We start from the raw sequence: 24,106 nt of genomic DNA, 5'->3' as shown, positions 1-24,106 counted from the left end.
CCTTTATTTTGAAAATAAATGGGGTAGGTTATGTGCGAAACTTTTAAAATCTTTTCATACGGACCATACTGTTTTTTAAAGACGTACATATAAATAACATAACAAGGACAACCACCCCTGAGAATACAGCATGAATTAATATAATCAGGAGGGCTAATTATGGTTTTGTTTATGCTTGGATTATCAGCACTTTTTATGATTCTTGAATGGATTTGTATCGGGTTTGGTATTTGGAAGGGGTTCTTTATTCGTTCCTCACGTAAAGAAAAAGCGAAGCAATTATGGCAGTATGGAATACTCGGCGTTGGCTGCTACGGTCTATCTTATCTTTTCTCAGAAATCGGACTTTTTTATTTGCATATGAGCGCATAAAAAAACTCCCTCGTCAATAAGGGAGTTTTTCACTTTATCGAAATGATTATAAGTAAGATTTAATCATCTTACGTGCTTTTTTCATATTGCGTTTTGAAAATACATCTTGCTTACGAGCATATTGATATGCTGCAGCTCCAACACCTAATGCGATTAATGAATTGCGTAGATTCAAAGTAAATCCCCCTTTTCGTTATCCGATCGTTCTTTCATTCTCATCAAATAAATCATCAAGAGAGCTTAATGAACCATCTTCCTCAACTTGATGCGTATGGATTTTCCCCTTTGAAACCGATAATTCGATATAACAATTCCAGCAATAAAATTGGTTGACACCTATTTTTCCAATGTCTTTCCCTTTGCAATTTGGACAAATGAACATATGGCTTTCATCTCCTTACAGTCTCCCAGATTCTATTCGCCATTATGTCCAAACTGCATTCGTTTATACATCGCTGGAGCCTTTCAACGCTATGCGTTTGAAAGTTTCACTATATAATTTCACCTTGTTACATGAAATCATACGGTGAAATGTTTTCCACGTCCATTTCTTCGCCATTAACTGTGACCATCTGTACTTCTCCTTGTGATTCCTGCAAGCGACTAGCCAAAGTTGTTTGACGCATTGCATCATCAAGGCGATTTACACCGGATTTGAAAGCTGCTTCCTCCCCGCAAATAATAAGGAACTTCTTACTTCTTGTAATGCCCGTGTAAATTAAATTACGACGTAACATACGGTTGTAACTTTTCACGATCGGCATAATAACAATCGGAAATTCACTACCTTGTGATTTATGAATGGAACAACAATATGCATGCGTAATTTGATTTAAATCGGGCTTTGTATACGTTACCTCAATTCCATCAAATGAAACGATAATCATATCTTGTTGCTCAACGTTTTCTTTCGCATAAAACACCGAAACAATTTCTCCAATATCACCATTAAACACCTGGCTCTCTGGCTGATTAACGAGTTGCAGTACTTTATCGCCTCTTCGGTATACAACATCACCGTAAGCAATTTCTTTACTCTTTTCCCTCTTCGGATTAAATACTTGTTGCAATGCTTCGTTTAATACATTAATACCAGCAGGCCCGCGGTACATCGGCGCTAATACTTGGACATCCCTTGCACTAAATCCTTTTGTTTTAGCATTTTCGCAAACTTTTTTCACAACCTCAACAATTTGAGCCCCTGTACAGCTGATAAATGAACGATCTTTTTTATTTTGTGCTAAATCTGGCGGGAGCGTGCCGTCTTTGATTGCATGGGCAAGTTGAATAACAGATGAGCCTTCTGCTTGACGATAAATTTCAGTAAGCTTCACTGTCGGAACTGCGCCTGCATTTAATAAATCTTTTAATACTTGTCCAGGTCCTACAGATGGCAACTGATCTTCATCACCTACAACGATAACTTGAATGTTCGTCGGTAGCGACTTAAATAGCTGATTCGCAAGCCAAATATCAACCATTGAAAATTCATCAATAATAAGGAGCTTACCTTGGACAGGATCCGTTTCATTACGCTGGAAAGATCCTTCTGGCGTCCAGCCAAGCAAACGGTGAATTGTGCAAGCTGGAAGTCCTGTCGATTCACTCATCCGCTTCGCTGCTCTTCCTGTTGGAGCTGTTAATAGTATTGGAAATGGATTATCATCACTGTATTCATTCGGATTTAACGATAATCCGTGAAGTGACGCATACATTTCAACAATCCCTTTAATAACAGTTGTTTTCCCCGTTCCTGGTCCACCTGTTAATAACATCATTGGCTTATGAAGTGCCGTTTGAATCGCTTCTTGCTGAAACGGTGCATACTGCACGTTTAACTGTTCTTCAATTTCACCTAATGTTTTTAACACTTCTGCTTCAGGAAATGAAGGTGTTTCCTCTTGATTCATCAATCGACGAATAGACTTTACAACACCTTTTTCAGAGTAGAATAAAGTTGCTAAATACACTCGTTCTTCTTCTATGATGACTTTCCCTTCACTTTGCATCGTTTCAATACAACCTATAATATCTTCCTCAGTCACTCTTCCTTCTTGATTGTTTAAAAGTGACATCGTTTCTCTTACAAGTTGATCTTTCCTCATATAAACGTGACCAAGTTGCAATGAGACATTCTCTAATGTGTAAAAACATCCCGCTCGTACACGGTCGTCGTGATTACCCGATATTCCTAACGCACGCCCTATATCATCCGCTCGTCCAAAACCAATCCCGTCCACTTCTTCAATAAGTTGATACGGATTATTACGAATCACTTCTAATGTCATCTCTTTATATTGCTGGTAAATCTTAATAGAAAGTTTCGTTCCAAAACCGTAACCATTTAAAAAGCTCATTACTTTCTCTAATCCTTGATGTTCAACAATTGTCTCATATATTTCCTGAGCCTTTTGTTTGTTAACAACACCATTTAACGCCTCAGGGTCATCCATAATTTTAGAAATAGCATGTTCCCCGAGATGATCCACAATTTTTTCCGCTGTACGCTTTCCTATCCCTTTAAATAAATCACTCGCTAAATATTGCACCATACCTGCTTTTGTTTGCGGCAATTCTTTTTTAAATGTTTCAACCATATATTGTTTTCCATACTTTGGATGGTCCTTAAAGTGACCTGTCAATGTAAACACTTCATCTTCATGCATGCGGGGAAAATGACCGTTTATCATTACTTTCTTTTCGTCATATGTTTCATTCGTTTCAATGACTTTCATACTGACAACGGAATAGAGGTTTTCTTCGTTGTGGAAAATGGTATGAAGAACTTGCGCTTTTATAAACTTTTTCTCTTCCTCAAACAAATCCATTGCATGTTGATTTCCCATCTTTCCTCTCCTTTCCGATATTTTCACTTTAATGAGCAGTACATCCCCCACCTCTTTAGATGAGGGATAACTACCCATTAAACTATATTTTTATCTTATTCAGCTTCTTGCTCTAATAAACGAACGCCATTACCCGCTAAAAAGTGATCTGGCTGAATTTCAGTTGCTTTCTTAAATAAAGCGAGAGCCTTCTCATTATTTTCCTCAAATACGTACGCAACACCTAAATTGTAATACGCATCTGCATGCTCTTCATCCATTTCTAATACCTTTTCAAAATAAGGTTTCGCCTCTTGAATGTGTTCTAGTCGAGCGAAGCAAAGTCCGCACTGGAATACAGCTTCCACATCGTTTTCATCTAATTCTGTTGCTCTTTGTAAGAATGGTAGTGCAAGACGATCATTTCCAAGCTGTACATGTGTGATACCTAACATAAATGTTACATCAGCTGATTGTAATCCAGCTTGCATTGCTTGTTCAAATACAGCTTTCGCCTCAGTAAATTGCTCTTGGCCATAATATACATTTCCTAAACCATAATAGGCAGCTGCAGATTTATCATCTAACTCTAGTGCACGTTTATAAAATAAAATCGCTCGTTCGCTATCACCTAATACGTCTAATAAATTTGCAAAATTAATGTATCCAAGCGCATCTTTTGGATTTTCTTCGATTGCTTCTGTAAAATTTTTAGCTGCTTCTTCCCAATTTCCTTCTTGCATATATTGAATACCTGTTTCAAGTTTGTTTGACATGTCCTTCACCTCTACAACAAATTATAACAAAGAATGTATTTTCCAAGCGAACGAAAATTCGCTTTATGTAAAAGAAACCTCTAACCGCTAATCGGCAGAGGCTTCTCATTTATCCTAAATAATCCAATTTCTTACCACTACGGTATACTTCATCAATTGTAGCACCGCCTAAGCACTCATCTCCATCATAGAACACAACTGCTTGTCCTGGTGTAATTGCACGAATTGGCTCATCACAAAGAATACGAACTGTATTTTCATCAACGATTTGAACCGTTACTTTATTGTCTTCTTGACGATAACGGAATTTCGCCGTGCACTTAAATTCTGTTTCTTTTACTTTGTTACTTACCCATCCTACATTCGTAGCAATAACTTCATCACCATATAGAAGTTCGTTATGGAATCCTTGATCAACATATAAAATGTTTTCTTTCAAGTTTTTCCCAACAGCAAACCACGGATCACCGTTACCACCAATTCCAAGTCCATGACGTTGTCCAATTGTATAGTACATTAAACCGTCATGCTTTCCTTTCACTTCACCAGATAATGTTTGCATTACACCTGGTTGCGCTGGTAAGTAGTTACTTAAGAAATCTTTAAAGTTACGCTCACCAATGAAGCAAATACCTGTACTATCTTTTTTCGCCGCTGTCGCTAAGCCAGCTTCTTTCGCCATTTCACGAATTTGCGGTTTCTTTAATTCACCTAACGGGAACATTGTTTTTGATAATTGCTCTTGGCTTAATTGATTTAAGAAGTATGTTTGATCTTTATTGTCATCAACGCCGCGAAGCATTTTATATTCGCCGTCCATATAAGCAACGCGTGCATAATGGCCTGTTGCTACATAATCAGCACCAAGCGCAATTGCATGCTCTAAAAATGCTTTAAATTTAATTTCTTTATTACACATTACATCTGGATTTGGTGTACGACCAGCTCGGTACTCATCTAAGAAGTACGTAAATACTTTATCCCAGTATTGTTTTTCAAAGTTTACTGCATAATACGGAATACCGATTTGGTTACACACTTCAATTACATCATTGTAATCTTCAGTTGCTGTGCAGACACCATTCTCATCTGTATCATCCCAGTTTTTCATAAAAATTCCGATTACATCATAACCTTGCTCTTTTAATAAAAGTGCTGCTACAGATGAATCGACGCCACCGGACATTCCGATGACAACGCGTGTTTCGTGAGGTAGTTTGTTCATCATGTCACCTCCCATGCTAATTTTGTGTTAATCGCTTCACGATTTTCACTGTTTCGTACGCCGCTTTTTCAATTTGCTCTTTCGTATTTCCAAGTCCAAAACTAAAGCGTACGGATGAACGTATTTGATCGGAGTCTTTTCCAAACATCCCTACTAATACATGTGATGGATCAATCGAACCAGCTGTACAAGCAGAACCACTTGATACTGCAATGCCAGCTAGGTCTAAGTTCACAAGAAACGGTTCAATGTTCATTCCTGTAAAACTTACATTAAGCACATGCGGTAAGCGATGTTCTAAGTTTCCGTTTACCTCGAAAGTAATGCCTTCATTTTTGAAGACAGATACCATTATATCTTTAAACTCTTCATATTGGGCATTTTTTTGCTCACGAGTTTTTTCAGCAATAAGAATTGCATGCTGAAGCCCAGCAATACTAGGCACATTTTCCGTACCAGCACGGCGTTTTCTTTCTTGCTCTCCGCCTATTAATAACGGCTCAAATTTCACATTTGCACCAGCGTATAAGAACCCTACACCTTTTGGTCCGTTAATTTTATGGGCTGAAATGGATAATAAATCAATACCAAACTCTTTCACATCAATTTCTACCAAACCATAAGCTTGTACCGCATCTGTATGGAAATAAGCTTGATGCTCCTTTAGTAGCTTTCCTATTTCTACAATTGGTTGCATTGTCCCTACTTCATTATTCCCAAACATAACAGATACAAGAATCGTCTCTTCGGTTAATGCCTTTTGTATGTCAGAAACTCGAATGCGCCCTGTTTCATCGACAGGTAAATATGTCACTTCAAACCCTTCACGCTCTAACAATTCGCACGTATGCAAAATCGCATGATGTTCAATTTGCGTCGTTATAATGTGATTACCTTTATGACGGTTCGCACGTGCTACACCTATAAGCGCTAAATTATCAGCTTCTGTACCACCGCTCGTAAATATAATTTCATTCGGATTCGCATGAATACTGCGTGCACACACTCGTCTCGCCTCATCTACTGTGTGACGAGTTTGACGTCCATAAAAGTGAATACTAGACGGGTTCCCGAATATTTCTGTCATATATGGAATCATCTTTTCGACCACTTCTGGGTGAGTCGGAGATGTCGCAGCATGATCTAAGTAAATGCGTTCCATTAAATCTCCTTCTTTCCAAATCGTTTCACAAGGAATTAAATGTAAAACATATAGCCCCCGTGATTTTCTTCCTCATAACGTACTAAATCTTCTAACGTTGTACTATCTAACACTTCTTGCACCGCATCACGAACACGCATCCATAACTGGCGCTGTGCTGGCTCTTCTTCTTCTATCATTTCTACAACACTAATCGGTCCCTCTAATACACGGATCACATCCCCAGCTGTAATGTTAGCTGGTTGATCAGATAATACATATCCGCCATATGCACCTCGCGTACTCTTCACAAGACGAGCGTTACGAAGTGGTGAAATTAATTGCTCTAAGTAATGCTCCGATAAGTCATGCGCCTGCGCAATTGATTTTAATGAAATCGGACCTTCACCAAACTTTTTTGCAAGATCGATCATAATTGTTAAGCCATAGCGGCCCTTTGTTGAAATCTTCATCTATTTTGCACCTCTTTTCAAATTTTCACTTCTATTGGTTATATCTTATTTATAAAAAGAACACAATTTAAAATCCTATGAAATTATAGCATAATATAGTATTATAAGAAATTTCAACTTGTGTATCAAAATGATAACATAAAATCACATTGAAAAACTCGGGAATTATTACAATTGAAAGAAAAATGAAAATATTCATCTTCATTTTTCCCATAAAACAGCATACTATTTCAAATTCCATAGAAAAAAATGATACGATAGAACGAGATTATATGTTAAGGGAGACGGTCTAAATGAAACAACCACTCGCACATCGAATGCGCCCTACAAATATTCAAGAAATTATTGGGCAACAGCATTTAGTTGGTGAAGGAAAGATTTTATGGCGAATGGTCCAAGCAAATCATTTTCAATCTATGATTTTATACGGTCCTCCAGGTACAGGAAAAACATCCATTGCCAGTGCAATTGCAGGAAGTACCGGTACCCCGTTTCGTCTATTAAACGCTGTTACTCACAATAAAAAAGATATGGAAGTTGTCGTACAAGAAGCGAAGATGCATCGACACCTCGTTTTAATTTTAGATGAAGTTCACCGTCTAGATAAAGCAAAGCAAGACTTTCTATTACCTCATTTAGAAAGCGGACTTCTTACTTTAATTGGTGCAACGACAAGTAATCCATTCCATGCAATAAACTCCGCTATTCGAAGCAGATGTCAAATTTTCGAATTACACGCACTAACAGAAGATGATATTTTAATTGGGTTAAAAAGAGCTTTAGAAGATAAAGAAAAAGGCCTTGGAGAATATGCTGTAACGATAACAGATGAAGCACTACATCACTTTGCAAACGCCTCTGGTGGTGATATGCGTTCCGCTTATAACGCACTTGAGCTTGCTGTATTATCCAGCTTTACTACAGACGATCAAGCGGCTGAAATCACACTCGAGATTGCAGAAGAATGCTTACAAAAGAAGAGCTTCGTTCACGACAAAGGCGGCGATGCTCATTATGACGTATTATCAGCATTTCAAAAATCAGTGCGCGGAAGTGATGTAAATGCAGCGCTCCATTATTTAGCACGCCTTATTGAAGCAGGTGATTTACAAAGTATTGGCAGACGCCTTCTTATTATGGCTTATGAAGATATTGGACTTGCTAGCCCACAAGCTGGACCGCGTACACTAGCTGCAATTGAATCAGCTGAACGAGTCGGATTCCCAGAAGCACGCATCCCACTTGCAAATGCCGTTATCGAGCTATGCTTATCACCAAAATCAAATTCAGCTTATAAAGCACTCGATGCAGCACTACATGATTTACGTAACGATCAAACAGGTGATATTCCAAGCCATTTAAAAGATAGTCATTACAAAGGCGCAGAATCACTTGGAAGAGGCATTGGATATTTATATCCACACGACCATCCAAACGGCTGGGTAAGGCAACAATACTTACCTGATAAAATAAAAAACAAGCAATATTATAAACCGAAAACGACAGGGAAATTTGAGCAAGCACTTTCTACTGTTTATGAAAGATTACAAACTTCGAATAAAACGAAAAATAAAGGGTAACATAAACGAAAACGTCACCATTATGGAGGCTTCGCTTATGAAAACACGTCAAGATGCATGGACAAAAGAAGATGATCTCCTTTTAGCAGAAACTGTTTTACGACATATTCGCAGCGGAAGTACACAAATAAAAGCATTTGATGAAGTCGGCGATGCGTTGAACCGCACTTCAGCAGCTTGTGGCTTTAGATGGAATGCTGAAGTACGAGCGAATTACGAAGATGCAGTGCAGATTGCAAAAAAACAACGTAAAGAATTAAAACGTTCTGAAGCTAAAATAGAAAAAGATCAGTTCACGAAAACGAAACAACTCGTAATCGATGCTGAGTTTTCAGAAGATATTACGCCAAGTAAACAGGAACTTACAATGCAAAATGTCATCTCATTTTTGCAAAACATGGAACATAATAACCCTTCAATCGCAAAGTTGCAAACTGAAAATGATGTATTACAAAATCAGCTCACTTCCCTACAAAAAACGAATAATGAACTTGAAGCAAAATTAGCGGTACTCACAAAAAAACAACAAGCAATCGAAGAAGATTACGCGATGCTTGTTAGAATTATGGATCGTGCTCGAAAACTTGTTTCAGTCGAAGAGCAAGAAGATCAAATTGCCCCGATTTTCAAAACCGATCAAAACGGGAATTTAGATATTATTTATTCTGCAGAGAATTAAAAACAAGGATGTCACTTAGTTAAAAAAGTGACATCCTTGTTTGTTTTCGGTGAACCATATATATCGGTAATTGAAATTATATCAACGATTTTTCAAATATATCTATCGTAACTTGCAATATATCAACGATTTTTCAAATATATCTATCACAACTTGCAATATATCAACGATTCGACAAAGGATATCGATTTAACGACAAAGATTGACAATAACATTCCTCCGTGTCATACAAAGAAACGCCCAAAATAGATTGGGTAAATATAATCATTACTTACTAGCCTTGCTCACATTTGAACTAGTAGTAATGCAAATATTTTTATTTCTTTAATACATATAAAAAAGCATATATCCAAAATGGATATATGCTTTCACTTTATTCTTGCCCCACACGTTTCACTTCTACGTTTTTAATACGTTCACGTACAACGTGACTTGCCATAATTAAGCCTGCCACAGATGGTACGAATGCATTTGATGAAGGTGGTAATTTCGCTTTACGAATTTTTGCATTTTCGTCTGGTACGATCTCTTTACGTACTTCTTCACGAATTACGATTGGATTCTCGTCAGAGAAGACAACTTTTACACCTTTTTTAATACCCTCTTTACGAAGCTTCGTACGAATTACTTTCGCAATTGGATCTGTATGTGTTTTAGAGATATCCGCAATACGGAAACGAGTTGGGTCCATTTTATTTGCTGCACCCATACATGAGATAATTTTAATTTTACGACGTAAACATTGTTTAATTAAATGGATTTTGAACGTAATTGTATCAGATGCATCCACTACGAAATCTAAACCGTGTTTAAAGAACTCTTCATATGTTTCATCTGTATAAAACATTTCTAGTCCAATTACTTCACATTCCGGATTAATGTCTGCAATACGCTCTTTCATTAATTCTACTTTTGAACGTCCTACAGTAGATACTAAAGCATGAATTTGACGGTTTACGTTTGTAATATCTACAACGTCTTTATCAACTAATACGAGACGTCCTACGCCAGAACGTGCTAACGCTTCTGCCGAAAATGACCCTACGCCACCAATTCCTAAAATACCGACTGTACTATTTTTTAATATTTCAAGTCCTTCTTTACCGAAGGCTAATTCATTACGTGAAAATTGATGTAACATTCAGCTCTACACTCCTATTACAAAAATGGTCTACCATGTATTCTAGCGTTTTTCCGACTATTTGTATAGAAAAAGTTATAGAATTCCTAAAAATACATATTTCGAAAATGAAAACATAGTGTACACCGGACTTTTTAAACTTCCCTTTCAATACATGTTTAAAAAGGAGGATTCAGAGGGACGAGCAGCTCGAGGCGCTTATGCCAAGAGGAGCGCAGTGTAGCTTTAACTACTCGAGCACCGGACTGGCGAAGTAACGACGAGATGCGACCTCCATCTGAACCGGACTTTTTTAAACTTCCTCTCAAAAAAAGTCTAGACGGTTATAGTATAACCATCTAGACCCTATTCTTACTTCTCTTCTTTCAAGCTTAATTTTAAGTTCAATTCTTCAAGCTGTGCTTCTGCAACTGGGCTTGGAGCTTCTGTTAATAAGCAGCTTGCGCTTGCTGTTTTCGGGAATGCAATTGTATCACGAAGGTTCGTACGGCCGGCAAGTAACATAACAAGACGGTCTAAACCTAATGCGATTCCGCCGTGTGGTGGTGTACCGTATTCGAATGCTTCTAATAAGAATCCGAATTGCTCTTGCGCTTCTTCTTGTGAGAATCCAAGTGCTTTGAACATTTTTTCTTGTACGTCACGCTCGTAAATACGAAGTGATCCGCCACCAAGCTCATAACCGTTTAATACAAGGTCATATGCTTGTGCACGTGCTTTTTCTGGTGCTGTTTCTAGTAGCTCAACATCTTCACGGAATGGCATTGTGAATGGGTGGTGAGCTGCGAAGTAACGATCTGCATCTTCATCGTACTCAAGAAGTGGCCAATCAGTTACCCATAGGAAGTTAAATTTACTTTCGTCAATTAACTCAAGCTCTTTACCTAGACGTAAACGAAGTGCGCCTAAGCTATCTGCAACAACGCTCTTCTTATCTGCTACAAATAGTAATAAGTCGCCAGCAGTAGCTTCTAATGTAGTCATTAACACGTTTGCATCTTCTTCACCGAAGAATTTCGCAATCGGTCCTTTTAGGCCGTCTTCTTCAACTTTAAGCCAAGCTAGACCTTTTGCACCGTATACTTTCACAAATTCAGTTAATGCATCGATGTCTTTACGAGAGTATTTACTTGCAGCACCTTTTGCATTAATTGCTTTTACTTGTCCGCCGCTTTCTACAGCACTTGTAAACACTTTAAATCCACAACCTGCTGCAAACTCAGATAAGTCTGTTAGTTCCATTTCAAAGCGTGTATCTGGCTTATCAGAACCGTAGCGAGCCATTGCATCAGCATATTTCATACGAGGGAATGGTGCACTAACTTCTACACCTTTTGCATCCTTCATAACTTTCGTCATCATACGCTCCATCATATCTAAAATTTCATCTTGTGTTAAGAATGAAGCTTCGATATCGATTTGCGTGAATTCTGGTTGACGATCCGCACGTAAATCTTCGTCACGGAAACAACGTGCTACTTGATAGTAACGCTCAAATCCGCCGACCATAAGAAGCTGTTTAAATAACTGTGGTGACTGTGGTAATGCATAGAATTCACCATCATGTACACGACTTGGTACTAAATAGTCACGAGCTCCTTCTGGCGTGCTTTTCGTTAAAATTGGTGTTTCGACTTCTAAAAACTCTTCTGTATCTAAGAAATTACGAATTGTTTTTGTTACGTCGTGACGCATTTTGAATGTGTTGAACATTACAGGACGACGTAAGTCTAAATAACGATATTTTAAACGCACATCTTCTGATGCATCTGTATCATCAGCAATGATAATTGGCGTTGTTTTCGCTGCATTTAGTACATTTACTTTTGTTGCTTGTACTTCAATACGACCAGTTGCCATATTGTCATTAATTGCGCCTTCACCACGTTCAACAACTGTACCTTCTACGTGTAATACGTATTCACTACGAATTGTTTCTGCTACTTCTAACGCTTCTTTTGATGTTTCTGGGTTAAATACAACTTGTACGATACCTGTGCGGTCACGTAAATCGATAAAGATTAATCCACCTAAGTCACGGCGTTTTTGTACCCAACCTTTTAATTGAACTGTTTGTCCAACAGCTTCTACTGTTACTTTTCCACATGCATGTGTTCTTTCAGCCACTGTAAGTTCCCCCTATATTAATTTCTCTGCTACGTATGAAGCAAATACATCTAACGCTACTTCTTCTTGTTCACCTGTTGCCATATCTTTTAAGTTAATGATACCTTTATCCAGCTCATCTTCTCCTAATACAGCTACAAATTTCGCCTTTAGACGATCTGCTGATTTAAATTGTGCTTTCATTTTGCGATCTAAATAATCTTTTTCAACTGACAATCCAGCTTTACGAAGATTGAACGCAACTTTTGCAGCATGGTCTTTCGCTTTTTCACCGAGCGCTACAACGTAACAATCAATGCTATGTTCAAGTGGTAATTCAATATTTTCAGCTTTTAGCGCCATAATTAAACGTTCAATACTCATTGCAAAACCGATACCTGGCATTTCTGGTCCACCGATTTCTTGTACAAGTCCGTTATAACGGCCACCACCGCTTAATGTAGTGATCGCACCGAAACCTTCTGCCTCACTCATAATTTCAAAAACAGTGTGTTGATAGTAGTCTAAACCACGTACTAAGTTCGGATCTTTTTCAAATGGAACATCCATCATCGTTAATAGTTCTTGAACTTTGTCGTAGTATACTGCTGAATCTTCGTTTAAGTATTCTGTAATAGATGGTGCTGTTCCCATTAATTCATGGTTACGGTCTTTCTTACAGTCTAAAATTCGAAGTGGGTTCTTTTCTAAGCGAGATTGACAGTCAGAGCAGAATTCGCCGATACGTGGCTCAAAGTGTGCGATTAATGCATCACGGTGTGCTTGACGGCTCGCTGCATCACCTAAACTGTTTAATACAACTTTAATATTTTTTAAGCCCATGCCGCGGTAAAATTCAACAGCAAGTGCAATTACTTCTGCATCAATTGCAGGATCATTACTGCCGATTGCTTCGATACCGAATTGTACGAATTGACGATAGCGACCTGCTTGTGGTCTTTCATAACGGAACATTTGACCGATATAGTATAATTTCGTTGGTTGTGTTGCATCACCAAACATTTTATTTTCAACGTAAGAACGTACAACAGGTGCAGTACCTTCTGGACGTAATGTTAAGCTGCGCTCTCCACGATCTTGGAATGAGTACATTTCTTTTTGTACGATATCTGTCGTATCACCAACACCACGTAAAAATAGCTCCGTGTGCTCAAAAATTGGTGTACGAATTTCTTTATAATTGTAACGACGGCAAATTTCGCGTGCTTGCCCTTCGATATACTGCCATAACTCAACAGTGCCTGGAAGAATATCTTGCGTTCCGCGTGGGATTTGAATAGACATATTCAGTTCCTCCTCAAATTGTTTTAATCTTAATAAAAATAAAAAAACTCCCGCCTCTACTGTTTAAACAGTAGGGACGAGAGTATTATACCCGTGGTGCCACCCTAATTGAAGCACGTATGCTTCCACTTTTTTAATAACGCTTAAATATGCGTTCATCCCTACTAAGCATATATGCCGTTCAAGTTGAAACCTCTAGAGTGTCATTCAATCAGTCATCATGCAGAAATGTTTTCAGCCTAAGACATTCCTTCTCTTTCCATGTGTGTCTCATTTACTCTTCTCTATCAACGGTTATATTCATATGTAAATATAAAATTACTATACGTTTGTTAAGTAGGATTGTCAAGTGCTCTAAGAACGTTCAATCTGCTTCTTTAGACGCTTTACATCTTGAAGAGAAATCCCAAACTCGGAAGCAAGCTCCATTGAAGTATTGTTTTGCTCTTTTGAAATAAAATCATGAAAATTCACGTTAAATAGTTGATTTGCACCATTTGTAACAGAATGCCCTTTTTCATTCATGCGCATACGTATATCCCTCACATTCAATATGGATGTTTTACTTTTTATTGTTCCATATTGATGAGAGAGTTATACATAACCGAAACTGCTATTGATTCCAAATAAACATTAGTATTCGATTTATAACAATAACAATAGCCAGTCCACTTGCTAGCATATGATGCTTCAAATGATATAATGCTGCAACACCTACTCCAAATACGATAATTTCTAATAATACATGTAATATACCTTTTACTTCCCATTCTGCATGTGGAGCTCCAAATAACCCCCAAATGGCAGTAACAACAATCGGAATAATAATAGCAAGTGTAATTTTTATAGCTGTTGTTGTTCCTACTCGAAACCCCCAGTATCCAACAATCCCAAGAATACATAACTCTAGCATAAAACGTAAAGCTATATTAAATTCTTGAAGCATACTACACCTTCTTTTCCTTTTATTCCCCTTCAAATTAATCGTATGATAAATGAACAAAACATACAACAATGTATAAAAAAGAGAGGATTATATAACCCTCTCTTTTTTATCAACACTATTTACTTTCTACAATTAAGGTCACCGGACCATCATTGATTAAAGAAACGTCCATCATTGCTCCGAATTTCCCTGTTTCTACATGCAATCCTTGTTTGCGAACTTCTTCATTAAAGAAATCGTATAAACGCTCTGCATAGTCAGGTTTCGCAGCATCCATAAAGTTTGGACGTCTCCCCTTGCGACAATCTCCGTATAATGTGAATTGCGAAATAGATAGAACTTGTCCTTCTACATCAAGTACAGAATGATTCATCTTTCCGCTCTCATCTTCAAAAATACGTAAGTTTGAAATTTTTTCCGCAATGTAAGTTGCATCTTTTTCTGTATCTTCGTGCGTAATGCCAACTAGTAATGTTAAACCGAACGGAATTTGTCCTACGATCTCACCGTCTACCGTGACAGACGCTTTCTTTGATCGTTGTAAAACAACTCTCATCTTTCTACACTCCCTATTAATGCATCATGCGTCGTACTGCATAAATTTCCGGAACACGTTTAATGCGTTCTACTACTTTTTTCAAATGTTGTAAGTTACGAATTGAGATTGACATATTAATTGTCGCCATCTTATTACGGTCACTTCTACCAGAAACAGCTGAAATGTACGTTTTCGTCTCTGTAACAGCTTGCAGTACTTCATTTAATAAACCACGGCGATCGTAACCTGAAATTTCAATATCAACGTTATACTCAATTTCTTTTTCAGGGCTACCTTCCCACTCTACTTCTAATAATCTTTCTACAGCTTCTTCTGTATGAACATTTACACAATCACGGCGGTGAATCGATACGCCTCGGCCTTTTGTAATATATCCAACGATATCATCGCCCGGAACTGGGTTACAGCATTTCGATAAACGGATTAATAAATTATCAGCACCGCTTACTTTTACACCAGAATCCCATTTTCGAATTTTCATCGGTTTACGAACTTCTTTAACTTCAACAATCTCTTCTTCTTCGCGTTGTTTGCGGAACTTGTCCGTTAGTCGCGTAACAATTTGCGAAGCTGTAATTCCGCTATATCCAACTGCTGCAAACATATCTTCTTCATTTGCAAAGTTAAATTTCTCAGCGACGCGTTTTAAGTTATCAGGCGCTAATACTTCTTTCATCTCATACTCTAGACCACGTACTTCCTTTTCAACAAGTTCACGGCCTTTTTCAATATTTTCGTCTCTACGTTGTTTCTTAAAGAATTGACGAATTTTATTTTTTGCATGAGATGTTTGAGCAAGTTTTACCCAATCTTGACTTGGGCCATAGGAATGTTTCGACGTTAAAATTTCAATGATGTCGCCTGTTTTTAATTTATAATCCAGCGTCACCATTTTACCGTTTACTTTTGCACCAATTGTTTTATTCCCAATTTCCGAATGGACACGATACGCGAAATCAATTGGAACCGATCCAAGTGGTAATTCCATTACATCGCCTTTCGGTGTAAAGACGAATACCATGTCAGAGAATAAATCAATTTTTAATGACTCCATAAATTCTTCTGCATTAGAAGCTTCATTTTGCCATTCTAATATTTGACGGAACCATGTGAGTTTCTTCTCTAATGTACCTGTTGTTTCTGCTGTTTTTCCTTCTTTATACGCCCAGTGTGCCGCGATCCCGAATTCTGCAATTTCGTGCATTTCTTTCGTACGAATTTGCACTTCAAGTGGGTCACCTTTCGGTCCAATTACGGTCGTATGAAGAGATTGATATAGATTTGCTTTTGGCATTGCAATATAATCTTTAAAACGACCTGGCATCGGCTTCCAGCACGTATGAATAATTCCAAGCACCGCATAACAATCTTTAATACTATTTACAACAACACGTACAGCTAATAAATCGTAAATTTCATTGAACTGCTTATTTTGCAGTGCCATTTTACGATAAATACTGTAAATATGTTTCGGTCTTCCAGAAATCTCAGGTTGAATTGCAACTTCTTTTAATTTCTCACGAATACCAGTCATTACTTCGTCTAAATATTCTTCACGTTCTGCACGTTTACGCTTCATTAAATTTACAATACGATAATATTGCTGTGGATTTAAATAGCGAAGTGACGTATCCTCTAGCTCCCATTTAATAGTACTAATTCCGAGTCTATGTGCTAAAGGTGCAAAGATTTCTAACGTTTCATTCGCTATGCGACGCTGCTTCTCTTGAGGCAAATGTTTCAATGTACGCATGTTATGAAGACGATCAGCTAGTTTAATTAAAATAACTCTAATATCTTGAGCCATTGCAATAAACATTTTGCGATGGTTTTCTGCTTGTTGTTGTTCGTGAGATTTATATTTGATTTTCCCAAGCTTTGTAACACCATCAACAAGCATAGCAATTTCTTTGTTAAATTCCCGTTCAATATCTTCTAACGTAATCTCTGTATCTTCCACTACATCATGTAAGAAACCTGCTGATACCGTAGCTGGATCCATGTGTAAATCAACTAAAATACCTGCAACTTGAATCGGATGAATAATATACGGTTCACCCGATTTTCTATATTGTTCGCTATGCGCATCACGTGCATATTCATAGGCACGTGCCACTAGCTCAATATCTTCATCCGCTAAATATTGACTTGCTTTCTCGAGTACCTGTTCAGCTGTTAGTACCTGCTCATTTGCCATCGAATCACCTTTTATTGAAAATTGACTTTATCTTTATTTAATAGAATAAATTATATTCTATCATTATAACCCAATGATTGTGAATTGTGAAAAGGAAAAGATTTTACTGACATTTCACCATGATTTTTTGTTCAATTATACAAAAGTACCCGCTCCTCTCCAAGAGATTCACGGGTACTTTTTATCACCGTAGTTTTACCTATATAGTGATTAGTATTTTTCTAATACTAATACATCGTAACCATCTAACATTTTACGACCATCTAAGTAAGTAAGCTCTACTAAGAATGCAATTCCTGCTACAACTCCGCCTAGCTCTTCAACTAACTTAATTGTCGCTTCGATTGTTCCACCTGTAGCTAATAGATCATCTGTAATTAATACGCGTTGACCTGGCTTAATTGCATCTTTATGGATTGTTAAAACATCTTTACCATATTCTTTACCGTAGTCAACTGTAATTACTTCACGTGGTAATTTCCCTAATTTACGAACTGGTGCAAATCCTACTTCTAACGCATAAGAAACTGGGCAACCGATAATGAAACCACGAGCTTCTGGTCCTACTACAACATCGATATCTCTTTCTTTTGCGTACTCAACGATTGCATCTGTTGCTGCTTTGTATGCTTTACCGTCATTCATTAAAGGTGTAATGTCTTTGAACACAATACCTTCTTTCGGATAATCCGGTACAATTGCGATATGTTGCTTGAAATCCATATTTCTGAATCCTCCTCAGATCTAAAAGGTTTGTAAATACAAATCCTTTACCCTAACTGTTCTACTTCTTTATGATTACGAATCGTTTCAAACCATGTATATAGTTGCTGATATGTGCTATAAACCAATTCTTTTTCTAATTGTAAGTGGTTCATTTTCTCACGATATGTGTTCGATTCAATTAAATCACGCTTTTGTTTTTTGTCTGCCATAAAAATGACGCCATCTTTTATTGTAACAAATTCTAACTCAAAAAACACCTGTGTCATGAAATTTACTGTATCTTTTGACCAACCTTTATGACGACATAGTTGTTCTCCATATTGTCTTAAAGAAAATGGTGTTTTTTGGCTTAAGAAAGAATAGTACCATTTAAAGTGTTCTCTCGTAGGAACTGTACTAAATAGATGGTTATTTTCTTGATAAAACAGCGTATAAATTCGCGCTGGGAATCCTACTTTAAATAACTCACGTAATTCATCTGTTCCGTTTGGCAAATCGAGTAACACGATGTATTGATCATCTAAATGCGTTACTTCTGACGCATGCATAAGCTTTTCTTTATAGTCCTCTAAAGAAAATTTATTCAATACCTCTTCAGAAAAATACACCATTGTTATTTTTTCTTTCGGAAGTTCTGCTAAATTTGCTTCTGCATTACGCATACTACGCCAATCAAATAGTTGCCACGCCTCTACAGCAATATCTTGTACCATTAATTGCGGCTTCTTAAAATTATTCCATTCATTGATAGATGCTTCTCCTATTACAGATACTTTTGCAACTGGAGAGATTTCTTTCGCATATGCACCGAAACCGAATCCAATTGTATCCAGTGTTGCTTGTCCATCACGAAGAGCCATTTTTAAATGAGAGCCATCTGATCCGATTGCGCGAATACTTTCTAACTCTGCATCTTTCACTGCAATACGTGGTTTCGGATTTCCAACACCAAATGGTGCTAACTTCTGCATATCTTCAATTGCCGCTAGCGTTACATCCTCCACTTTACAAAAAACATCAACTGCTGTAATTGGAATAAAATCTTCTTCTGTTAAAATTGCATCTGCCTGTTCATTTAAGCGACGGCGTAATTCATCTACATCATTCATATGTAGCGTCATCCCAGCTGCCATCGGATGCCCTCCGAAGTGTGGCAATAACTCTCTACAATCTGATAAATTTGCAAACAAATCAAATCCTGCAATACTACGCGCTGAGCCTTTTGCTGTTTCTTTTATAGGATCAATGCATAATACAATAGTCGGACGATAAAAACGTTCAACTAATTTAGAAGCGACAATCCCAATTACACCTGGATTCCAACCTTCTTTTGCAAGTACTAATACTTTGTTTTCTTCTGGCGGAAAGTTATTTTCAACTTCAGCGATAGCCTCTTCGGTAATTTGCTTTACAATATCTTTTCGCAGTTTGTTCAGCTCATCAATTTCTTCGGCCAACTCTTTCGCTTCCTCAGGATCATCTGATAATAAAAGGTGTACAGCCGGCGTTGCATCTTCTAAACGCCCGACCGCATTAATACGCGGTGCAATTGAGAAGCCAATACTCTCTTCTGTAATTTCACTTTGCGAAACGTTAGCAACTTTAAACAATGCCTTCAAACCGATATTTTTCGTCATACGCATATGTTTTAAACCGCGTTTCACTAGCAACCTATTTTCACCATGAAGTGATACTAAATCGGCTACTGTACCGATTACTGCAATCTCTAATAAATGTTCTGGTACACGGCCTAATAGTGCATGCGCAACTTTAAACGCAACACCTACACCAGCTAAATAGTGAAACGGATATACACCGCCATCTAATTTCGGATGTATAATCGCAAGTGCTTCTGGCAATTCTGGCGGTGGCTCATGGTGATCTGTAATAATTAGATCTATTCCAAGCTCCTTTGCTACATTCGCTTCATGTACTGCTGCGATGCCAGTGTCGACAGTAATAATCAGTGAGAACCCTGCGCTATGCGCCCAACGAAACGCTTCTTCGTTCGGTCCATACCCTTCTGTAAAACGATTTGGAATGTAAAATTCTACTTCTGCACCTAATTCTTGAAGAGCAAGATATAAAACCGTCGTACTACTTACTCCGTCCGCATCGTAATCACCAAATATTAATATTTGCTCTCCATTTTGAATCGCCTTATTTACACGTTCTACCGTTCTATCCATTCCTTCTAATAAAAATGGATCATGAAATTCTTGATTTTCTGTATTTAAAAAATCTAAAATCTTATCTTCTGTATCTAGTCCTCTACCGAGGAATAATGAAACGACAAGTGGCGATAACTGTAATTTACTTGCTAATTCACTCACTCGCTCGTCATTATATTCTTTTTCTTTCCAACGCGTCTTCGGTTGTAACACGAAATCACCCCTTAACCTGTTTATTATACAAGACAGATTAAGGGGTGACAATATAATGCAAACTACGATGCAATATCTATATACAAAAATGTTAATGATGTTTAATTTGGAGAATACGGATTTATATGTACGAATACATTTTGTACATTCTCTTGTTTCATAAGTATTTCTTTCACATGTTTTCCAATGCGGTGTCCTTCTTCTACAGTAATGTATGGATCTACAGACACTTTAATATCGACAATAACATAATGACCATGCTCCCGTGCATATAAAGAACCAATTTTTTTCACACCATCTACTTGAAGAACTGCTTCTCTAAGCGGAATAACATCCTCCTCATGAAGAACATGGTCAAGCGTTGCATGAATTGCTTCCGCTCCAATGCTCCATGCCATTTTTACAACAAGAAGTGAAACAGCTAATCCTGCAATCGGATCAGCGTATACAAGCCAGTCTACACCAAGCTTACCACCGATTATAGCTGCACAAATACCGATTAAAGCTGCAATTGAAGAAAATACATCCGAACGGTGCTCATATGCATTTGCAATAATTGCATCACTATTTACCCTCTTCCCTAATCGGAATTTATATTGGAACATTCCTTCTTTCACGATAATCGAAAGAACAACAGCAAAAATCGTAATTCCTTTCGGTGGTTCTAGTTCCTGCGAAAAAGCTTTTATAGACGAAATCGCTATCTCGAGTCCCACAATAAATAATAATACCGCAACAATAATCGCTGAAATCGATTCCGCTTTACCATGACCATACGGATGATCTTCATCAGGTGGCTGCTTTGCCGCTCGCAATCCAAAAAGTACAGCTAGCGAACCAATTACATCTGATGCAGAATGCACCGCATCTGCTAACAGTGCTTTACTGTTCCCAATATAACCAATTACCGCCTTTACAATTGCTAATATAATATTACCAACGATCCCGACAATAGCACCAAACTCGGCCTGTTTAAAACGTTCATCTTTTTCCATAATTAAAATCCCTTCTTTTCTTAACCTATCATTTTATTTTAACAAAAACAGCGATAAAACCACCACTTTCTTCCATATTATTCCCATTAAAAAGTTGCTATCTTATTGTATCCACAAACGAAAAAAGAGATGCCTCATAAAGAGACATCATCTTTTCTATACTTGCGGTTCAGATTCTACTTTCTCAACCTTCTTCTTGTTTTTACCTCTTTTCAAACGACGGTTTTCAAGCATTAACCAAATTTGAGAAGCAACGAAAACAGAAGAGTACGTACCTACAATTAATCCAACAAGTAACGCAAACGAGAAGTTACGTAATGACTCACTACCGAAGATAAGCAGTGCAATTACTGGGAGTAACACTGTTAATACGGTGTTAATCGAACGACCAAGCGTTTGGCGAATACTTGCATTTACGATTTCTTCTAGGTCTTTTATATCGCGCACTCGTTTTTTCTGTTTGTATAATTCACGGTTTCTATCAAATGTAACAATCGAGTCATTAATAGAATAACCGATGATTGTTAGTACTGCAGCGATAAACGTTAAGTCTACCTCCAATTGGAAAATACTAAACATAACAACCATAACGAATGCGTCATGTAGTAACGCAAGCACTGCAGATAACGCATACGTAAATCGGAATCGAATACTTACGTATAAAATGATAACTGCAGAAGCAATTAGTACAGCGATAAATGCATTTCGTGCAATCTCTTTACCGATTGTCGGTGAAACTGTACTTATGTTTGGATCCGTACCATATTTATCATGGAAGAATGTTTTTGTTTTCGCAATTTCATCTTTTGATAAAACACCTAATGTACGAACTGCGAAACCTTTATTGTCATCCCCAGTCGGTACAATATTTTCTTCCTTCACATCAATGTTCAACTCTTTAAAATCTTTATGAACATCAGCCACAGTAACTGCTTGTTTTGATTGCAAGTCCATACGTGTACCACTTGCAAAGTCAATACCAAGATTCAACTTGAAAATTGGCAGGATAATTGCACCTGCAATTACAACTACAATTGAGAAGATAAGGAATTTATGACCGATATTTACGAAGTTAATACGATCAAATTTCGTTGGTGGATGTACTACACCTTTTGTTAAAGGAATAATATCCTTTTGTTTCACACCAAAATATCCTGGTTTTTTATCAAAGTAACGGCTCTTTACAAGTAAACCTAGTAAGAAACGAGTACCGAATACGTTCGTAATGAAACCGACTAAAATACTTACAATTAAACTTGTTGCAAACCCTTGGACTGAGCTTGTACCATATACAAATAACACACCTGCAGCTGCAAGAGTCGTAACGTTCGCATCTAGAATTGTTGCTAATGAACGATGGTTACCAGCTCGGAATGCTGACATCATGGACTTACCAATTTTCAGCTCTTCTTTCAATCTCTCGTAAGTAATAATATTCGCATCAACTGCGATACCTACCCCGAGCACTAACGCCGCAATACCTGGCAACGTAAGAACTGCATGCATCCAGTTAAAGACAAGTAATGTAACGAAAATGTATAGACCTAACATAATTACAGCTACAAGCCCTGGTAAACGGTAATACACAAGCATAAATAAGAAAATAAGAGCGATACCAATCGCACTAGCGAAAATTGTTTGATCTAATGCTTGTTGACCAAATTTCGCTCCAACAGATGTTGAATACATTTCTTTTAAATCAACAGGAAGTGCACCTGCATTTAATAAAGATGAAAGTTGTTTCGCACTTTCAACTGTGAAGTTTCCACCTACGATAGATACTTCAGCTTGGTTAAATACTTGGCTTACTGTTGCTGCTGATAAGAACTTCGGATTCGGTTTTGCAGATTCTGCTTTATATGAATCTTTTCCTTCTTCAAAGTCCAGCCAAATCACCATTAAATTCGTTGGTGGTGGCATTTTAGAAATTTTTTCAGTTACTGCACGGAATTTTTCAGCGCTTTTCAGTGTAAGACCTACGCTCGCACGGCCTTGCTCATCAAATGTTTGCTTCGCTCCGCCGCCTTTTAAATCCGTTCCATCCATAAGAAGGTTATCATCCACATCACGGAATGTTAATTTCGCTTGTGTTGATAACATTTCACGTGCTTTTTGCTGATCTTGTACACCAGCAAGCTGTACACGAATTCGATCTTGCCCTTCGATTTGAATGTTCGGCTCACTTACACCGAGAACATTGACACGATTTTCAAGAGCACCTACTGTACTTACAAGTACGTCTCGATCGATTTTATCACCTTTTTTGGCTGGTTTTACTTCATACAGAATTTCAAAACCACCGCGAAGGTCTAGTCCTAGACTAATTCCTTTTGCTATGTCTTTTCCCGCCGCACCAATTACTCCACCGATTAATAAGACGATGAGGAAAAAGGCGGCAATTCTCGTACCACGCTTTGCCATATGTACCCTCTTTCTGCTACTAACACTTTAAATAAATCTCTTACGATTCACTTTTATACGTGTGCATACGCCTAGTTAGTAGACTTCCTTTCTATAATTTTTGCTAGTTCATCACTAGCTGTATAGGTAAGCTTTTACACTACCTAGACTTTCATCATTTATTTTCCTCTTCACTACCTCCTTTATATATAATCTTAGACATAATTATTTCCTCTTTATCAATACATATCATTATACTGCAAAAGGAAGAACAAA

21 protein-coding genes and 1 other annotated feature are annotated in these 24,106 nt (G+C 37.6%); of the genes, 3 read left to right on the top strand and 18 right to left on the bottom strand.

All coding sequences use genetic code 11. From position 1 onward, the window contains the following. Positions 1-159: 159 nt before the first annotated feature. Positions 160-372, top strand: a complete 213-nt coding sequence (locus N2V92_RS12925) for a hypothetical protein (protein WP_000242539.1) — start codon at positions 160-162, stop codon at positions 370-372. Between the two features lie 46 nt (positions 373-418). Here the strand turns inward: N2V92_RS12925 and N2V92_RS12920 are convergent, their stop codons facing one another. From N2V92_RS12920 to cymR, 7 genes are all read right to left on the bottom strand, one after another. Continuing rightward, on the bottom strand, positions 419-547 hold the full coding sequence (locus tag N2V92_RS12920) for a YrzQ family protein (RefSeq protein WP_001053553.1): 129 nt from the start codon (positions 545-547) through the stop codon (positions 419-421). Positions 548-565: 18 nt separating this feature from the next. Then, a complete protein-coding gene (locus N2V92_RS12915) occupies positions 566-754 on the bottom strand; it encodes a hypothetical protein (protein WP_000469281.1) in 189 nt (62 codons plus the stop codon). Positions 755-881: 127 nt separating this feature from the next. Then, a complete protein-coding gene (recD2, locus tag N2V92_RS12910; RefSeq protein WP_000528079.1) occupies positions 882-3,218 on the bottom strand; it encodes an SF1B family DNA helicase RecD2 in 2,337 nt (778 codons plus the stop codon). A gap of 95 nt (positions 3,219-3,313) precedes the next feature. After that, a complete protein-coding gene (locus tag N2V92_RS12905) occupies positions 3,314-3,973 on the bottom strand; it encodes a tetratricopeptide repeat protein (protein WP_000066406.1) in 660 nt (219 codons plus the stop codon). Positions 3,974-4,082: 109 nt separating this feature from the next. Beyond that, the gene (mnmA, locus tag N2V92_RS12900; RefSeq protein WP_001038011.1) at positions 4,083-5,198 is read right to left on the bottom strand and encodes a tRNA 2-thiouridine(34) synthase MnmA; all 1,116 of its coding nucleotides are present in this window, start codon (positions 5,196-5,198) and stop codon (positions 4,083-4,085) included. A 16-nt stretch (positions 5,199-5,214) separates the two neighbouring features. Then, positions 5,215-6,360, bottom strand: a complete 1,146-nt coding sequence (locus N2V92_RS12895; protein WP_000439896.1) for a cysteine desulfurase family protein — start codon at positions 6,358-6,360, stop codon at positions 5,215-5,217. Between the two features lie 35 nt (positions 6,361-6,395). After that, the gene (cymR, locus tag N2V92_RS12890; RefSeq protein WP_000704116.1) at positions 6,396-6,812 is read right to left on the bottom strand and encodes a cysteine metabolism transcriptional regulator CymR; all 417 of its coding nucleotides are present in this window, start codon (positions 6,810-6,812) and stop codon (positions 6,396-6,398) included. Positions 6,813-7,105: 293 nt separating this feature from the next. On the opposite strand from cymR, the gene N2V92_RS12885 reads away from it, so the two are divergent. Then, the gene (locus N2V92_RS12885; RefSeq protein ID WP_000812912.1) at positions 7,106-8,392 is read left to right on the top strand and encodes a replication-associated recombination protein A; all 1,287 of its coding nucleotides are present in this window, start codon (positions 7,106-7,108) and stop codon (positions 8,390-8,392) included. Between the two features lie 37 nt (positions 8,393-8,429). Next, complete coding sequence (locus N2V92_RS12880; protein WP_000857697.1) at positions 8,430-9,071, top strand: RsfA family transcriptional regulator; 642 nt, start codon at positions 8,430-8,432, stop codon at positions 9,069-9,071. A gap of 373 nt (positions 9,072-9,444) precedes the next feature. On the opposite strand, the gene N2V92_RS12875 is transcribed toward N2V92_RS12880, so the two are convergent. The 11 genes from N2V92_RS12875 to secDF all read right to left on the bottom strand — a co-directional run bounded on the left by N2V92_RS12875 (position 9,445) and on the right by secDF (position 23,851). After that, positions 9,445-10,212 carry a tRNA threonylcarbamoyladenosine dehydratase gene (locus N2V92_RS12875; RefSeq protein ID WP_000903182.1) on the bottom strand — a complete coding sequence of 256 codons (768 nt, stop codon included), beginning with the start codon at positions 10,210-10,212 and terminating at the stop codon, positions 9,445-9,447. A gap of 351 nt (positions 10,213-10,563) precedes the next feature. After that, entirely contained in the window at positions 10,564-12,339 is a 1,776-nt protein-coding gene (gene aspS / locus N2V92_RS12870; protein WP_000840901.1) for an aspartate--tRNA ligase, read from the bottom strand. Positions 12,340-12,351: 12 nt separating this feature from the next. Then, positions 12,352-13,623, bottom strand: a complete 1,272-nt coding sequence (gene hisS / locus N2V92_RS12865; protein WP_000027086.1) for a histidine--tRNA ligase — start codon at positions 13,621-13,623, stop codon at positions 12,352-12,354. 69 nt (positions 13,624-13,692) lie between these two features. Further along, positions 13,693-13,923 (bottom strand) — a binding site (T-box leader). A gap of 54 nt (positions 13,924-13,977) precedes the next feature. Continuing rightward, a complete protein-coding gene (locus N2V92_RS12860; protein WP_001242605.1) occupies positions 13,978-14,154 on the bottom strand; it encodes a hypothetical protein in 177 nt (58 codons plus the stop codon). A gap of 82 nt (positions 14,155-14,236) precedes the next feature. After that, positions 14,237-14,569, bottom strand: a complete 333-nt coding sequence (locus N2V92_RS12855; protein ID WP_000938751.1) for a YrdB family protein — start codon at positions 14,567-14,569, stop codon at positions 14,237-14,239. A 115-nt stretch (positions 14,570-14,684) separates the two neighbouring features. Then, complete coding sequence (locus N2V92_RS12850; protein WP_001266969.1) at positions 14,685-15,125, bottom strand: D-tyrosyl-tRNA(Tyr) deacylase; 441 nt, start codon at positions 15,123-15,125, stop codon at positions 14,685-14,687. Between the two features lie 16 nt (positions 15,126-15,141). Continuing rightward, positions 15,142-17,325 carry a GTP diphosphokinase gene (gene relA, locus N2V92_RS12845; RefSeq protein ID WP_001262795.1) on the bottom strand — a complete coding sequence of 728 codons (2,184 nt, stop codon included), beginning with the start codon at positions 17,323-17,325 and terminating at the stop codon, positions 15,142-15,144. 210 nt (positions 17,326-17,535) lie between these two features. Beyond that, on the bottom strand, positions 17,536-18,048 hold the full coding sequence (locus N2V92_RS12840; protein WP_000346215.1) for an adenine phosphoribosyltransferase: 513 nt from the start codon (positions 18,046-18,048) through the stop codon (positions 17,536-17,538). Positions 18,049-18,095: 47 nt separating this feature from the next. Then, the gene (gene recJ / locus N2V92_RS12835) at positions 18,096-20,435 is read right to left on the bottom strand and encodes a single-stranded-DNA-specific exonuclease RecJ (RefSeq protein ID WP_016077246.1); all 2,340 of its coding nucleotides are present in this window, start codon (positions 20,433-20,435) and stop codon (positions 18,096-18,098) included. A 101-nt stretch (positions 20,436-20,536) separates the two neighbouring features. Further along, positions 20,537-21,430, bottom strand: coding sequence for a cation diffusion facilitator family transporter (locus tag N2V92_RS12830; RefSeq protein WP_000409739.1), 894 nt, complete (start codon positions 21,428-21,430; stop codon positions 20,537-20,539). Positions 21,431-21,586: 156 nt separating this feature from the next. After that, complete coding sequence (gene secDF, locus N2V92_RS12825) at positions 21,587-23,851, bottom strand: protein translocase subunit SecDF (protein ID WP_016077245.1); 2,265 nt, start codon at positions 23,849-23,851, stop codon at positions 21,587-21,589. Between the last annotated feature and the right edge of the window lie 255 nt (positions 23,852-24,106).

This window comes from Bacillus sp. CH_48, from assembly GCF_038008465.1.
Lineage (GTDB): Bacteria > Bacillota > Bacilli > Bacillales > Bacillaceae_G > Bacillus_A > Bacillus_A thuringiensis_S.
The sequence above is the reverse complement of the archived record's forward strand: the minus strand, read 5'-3'. Positions and strand labels throughout refer to the sequence as shown.

Coding starts and splice junctions, on each gene's coding strand:
- N2V92_RS12925 (WP_000242539.1), top strand. CDS start 160: ATGGTTTTGTTTATGCTTGGATTATCAGCACTTTTTATGATTCTTGAA.
- N2V92_RS12915 (WP_000469281.1), bottom strand. CDS start 754: ATGTTCATTTGTCCAAATTGCAAAGGGAAAGACATTGGAAAAATAGGT.
- recD2 (WP_000528079.1), bottom strand. CDS start 3,218: ATGGGAAATCAACATGCAATGGATTTGTTTGAGGAAGAGAAAAAGTTT.
- N2V92_RS12905 (WP_000066406.1), bottom strand. CDS start 3,973: ATGTCAAACAAACTTGAAACAGGTATTCAATATATGCAAGAAGGAAAT.
- mnmA (WP_001038011.1), bottom strand. CDS start 5,198: ATGAACAAACTACCTCACGAAACACGCGTTGTCATCGGAATGTCCGGT.
- N2V92_RS12895 (WP_000439896.1), bottom strand. CDS start 6,360: ATGGAACGCATTTACTTAGATCATGCTGCGACATCTCCGACTCACCCA.
- cymR (WP_000704116.1), bottom strand. CDS start 6,812: ATGAAGATTTCAACAAAGGGCCGCTATGGCTTAACAATTATGATCGAT.
- N2V92_RS12885 (WP_000812912.1), top strand. CDS start 7,106: ATGAAACAACCACTCGCACATCGAATGCGCCCTACAAATATTCAAGAA.
- N2V92_RS12880 (WP_000857697.1), top strand. CDS start 8,430: ATGAAAACACGTCAAGATGCATGGACAAAAGAAGATGATCTCCTTTTA.
- N2V92_RS12875 (WP_000903182.1), bottom strand. CDS start 10,212: ATGTTACATCAATTTTCACGTAATGAATTAGCCTTCGGTAAAGAAGGA.
- hisS (WP_000027086.1), bottom strand. CDS start 13,623: ATGTCTATTCAAATCCCACGCGGAACGCAAGATATTCTTCCAGGCACT.
- N2V92_RS12860 (WP_001242605.1), bottom strand. CDS start 14,154: ATGCGCATGAATGAAAAAGGGCATTCTGTTACAAATGGTGCAAATCAA.
- N2V92_RS12855 (WP_000938751.1), bottom strand. CDS start 14,569: ATGCTTCAAGAATTTAATATAGCTTTACGTTTTATGCTAGAGTTATGT.
- N2V92_RS12850 (WP_001266969.1), bottom strand. CDS start 15,125: ATGAGAGTTGTTTTACAACGATCAAAGAAAGCGTCTGTCACGGTAGAC.
- relA (WP_001262795.1), bottom strand. CDS start 17,325: ATGGCAAATGAGCAGGTACTAACAGCTGAACAGGTACTCGAGAAAGCA.
- N2V92_RS12840 (WP_000346215.1), bottom strand. CDS start 18,048: ATGGATTTCAAGCAACATATCGCAATTGTACCGGATTATCCGAAAGAA.
- N2V92_RS12830 (WP_000409739.1), bottom strand. CDS start 21,430: ATGGAAAAAGATGAACGTTTTAAACAGGCCGAGTTTGGTGCTATTGTC.
- secDF (WP_016077245.1), bottom strand. CDS start 23,851: ATGGCAAAGCGTGGTACGAGAATTGCCGCCTTTTTCCTCATCGTCTTA.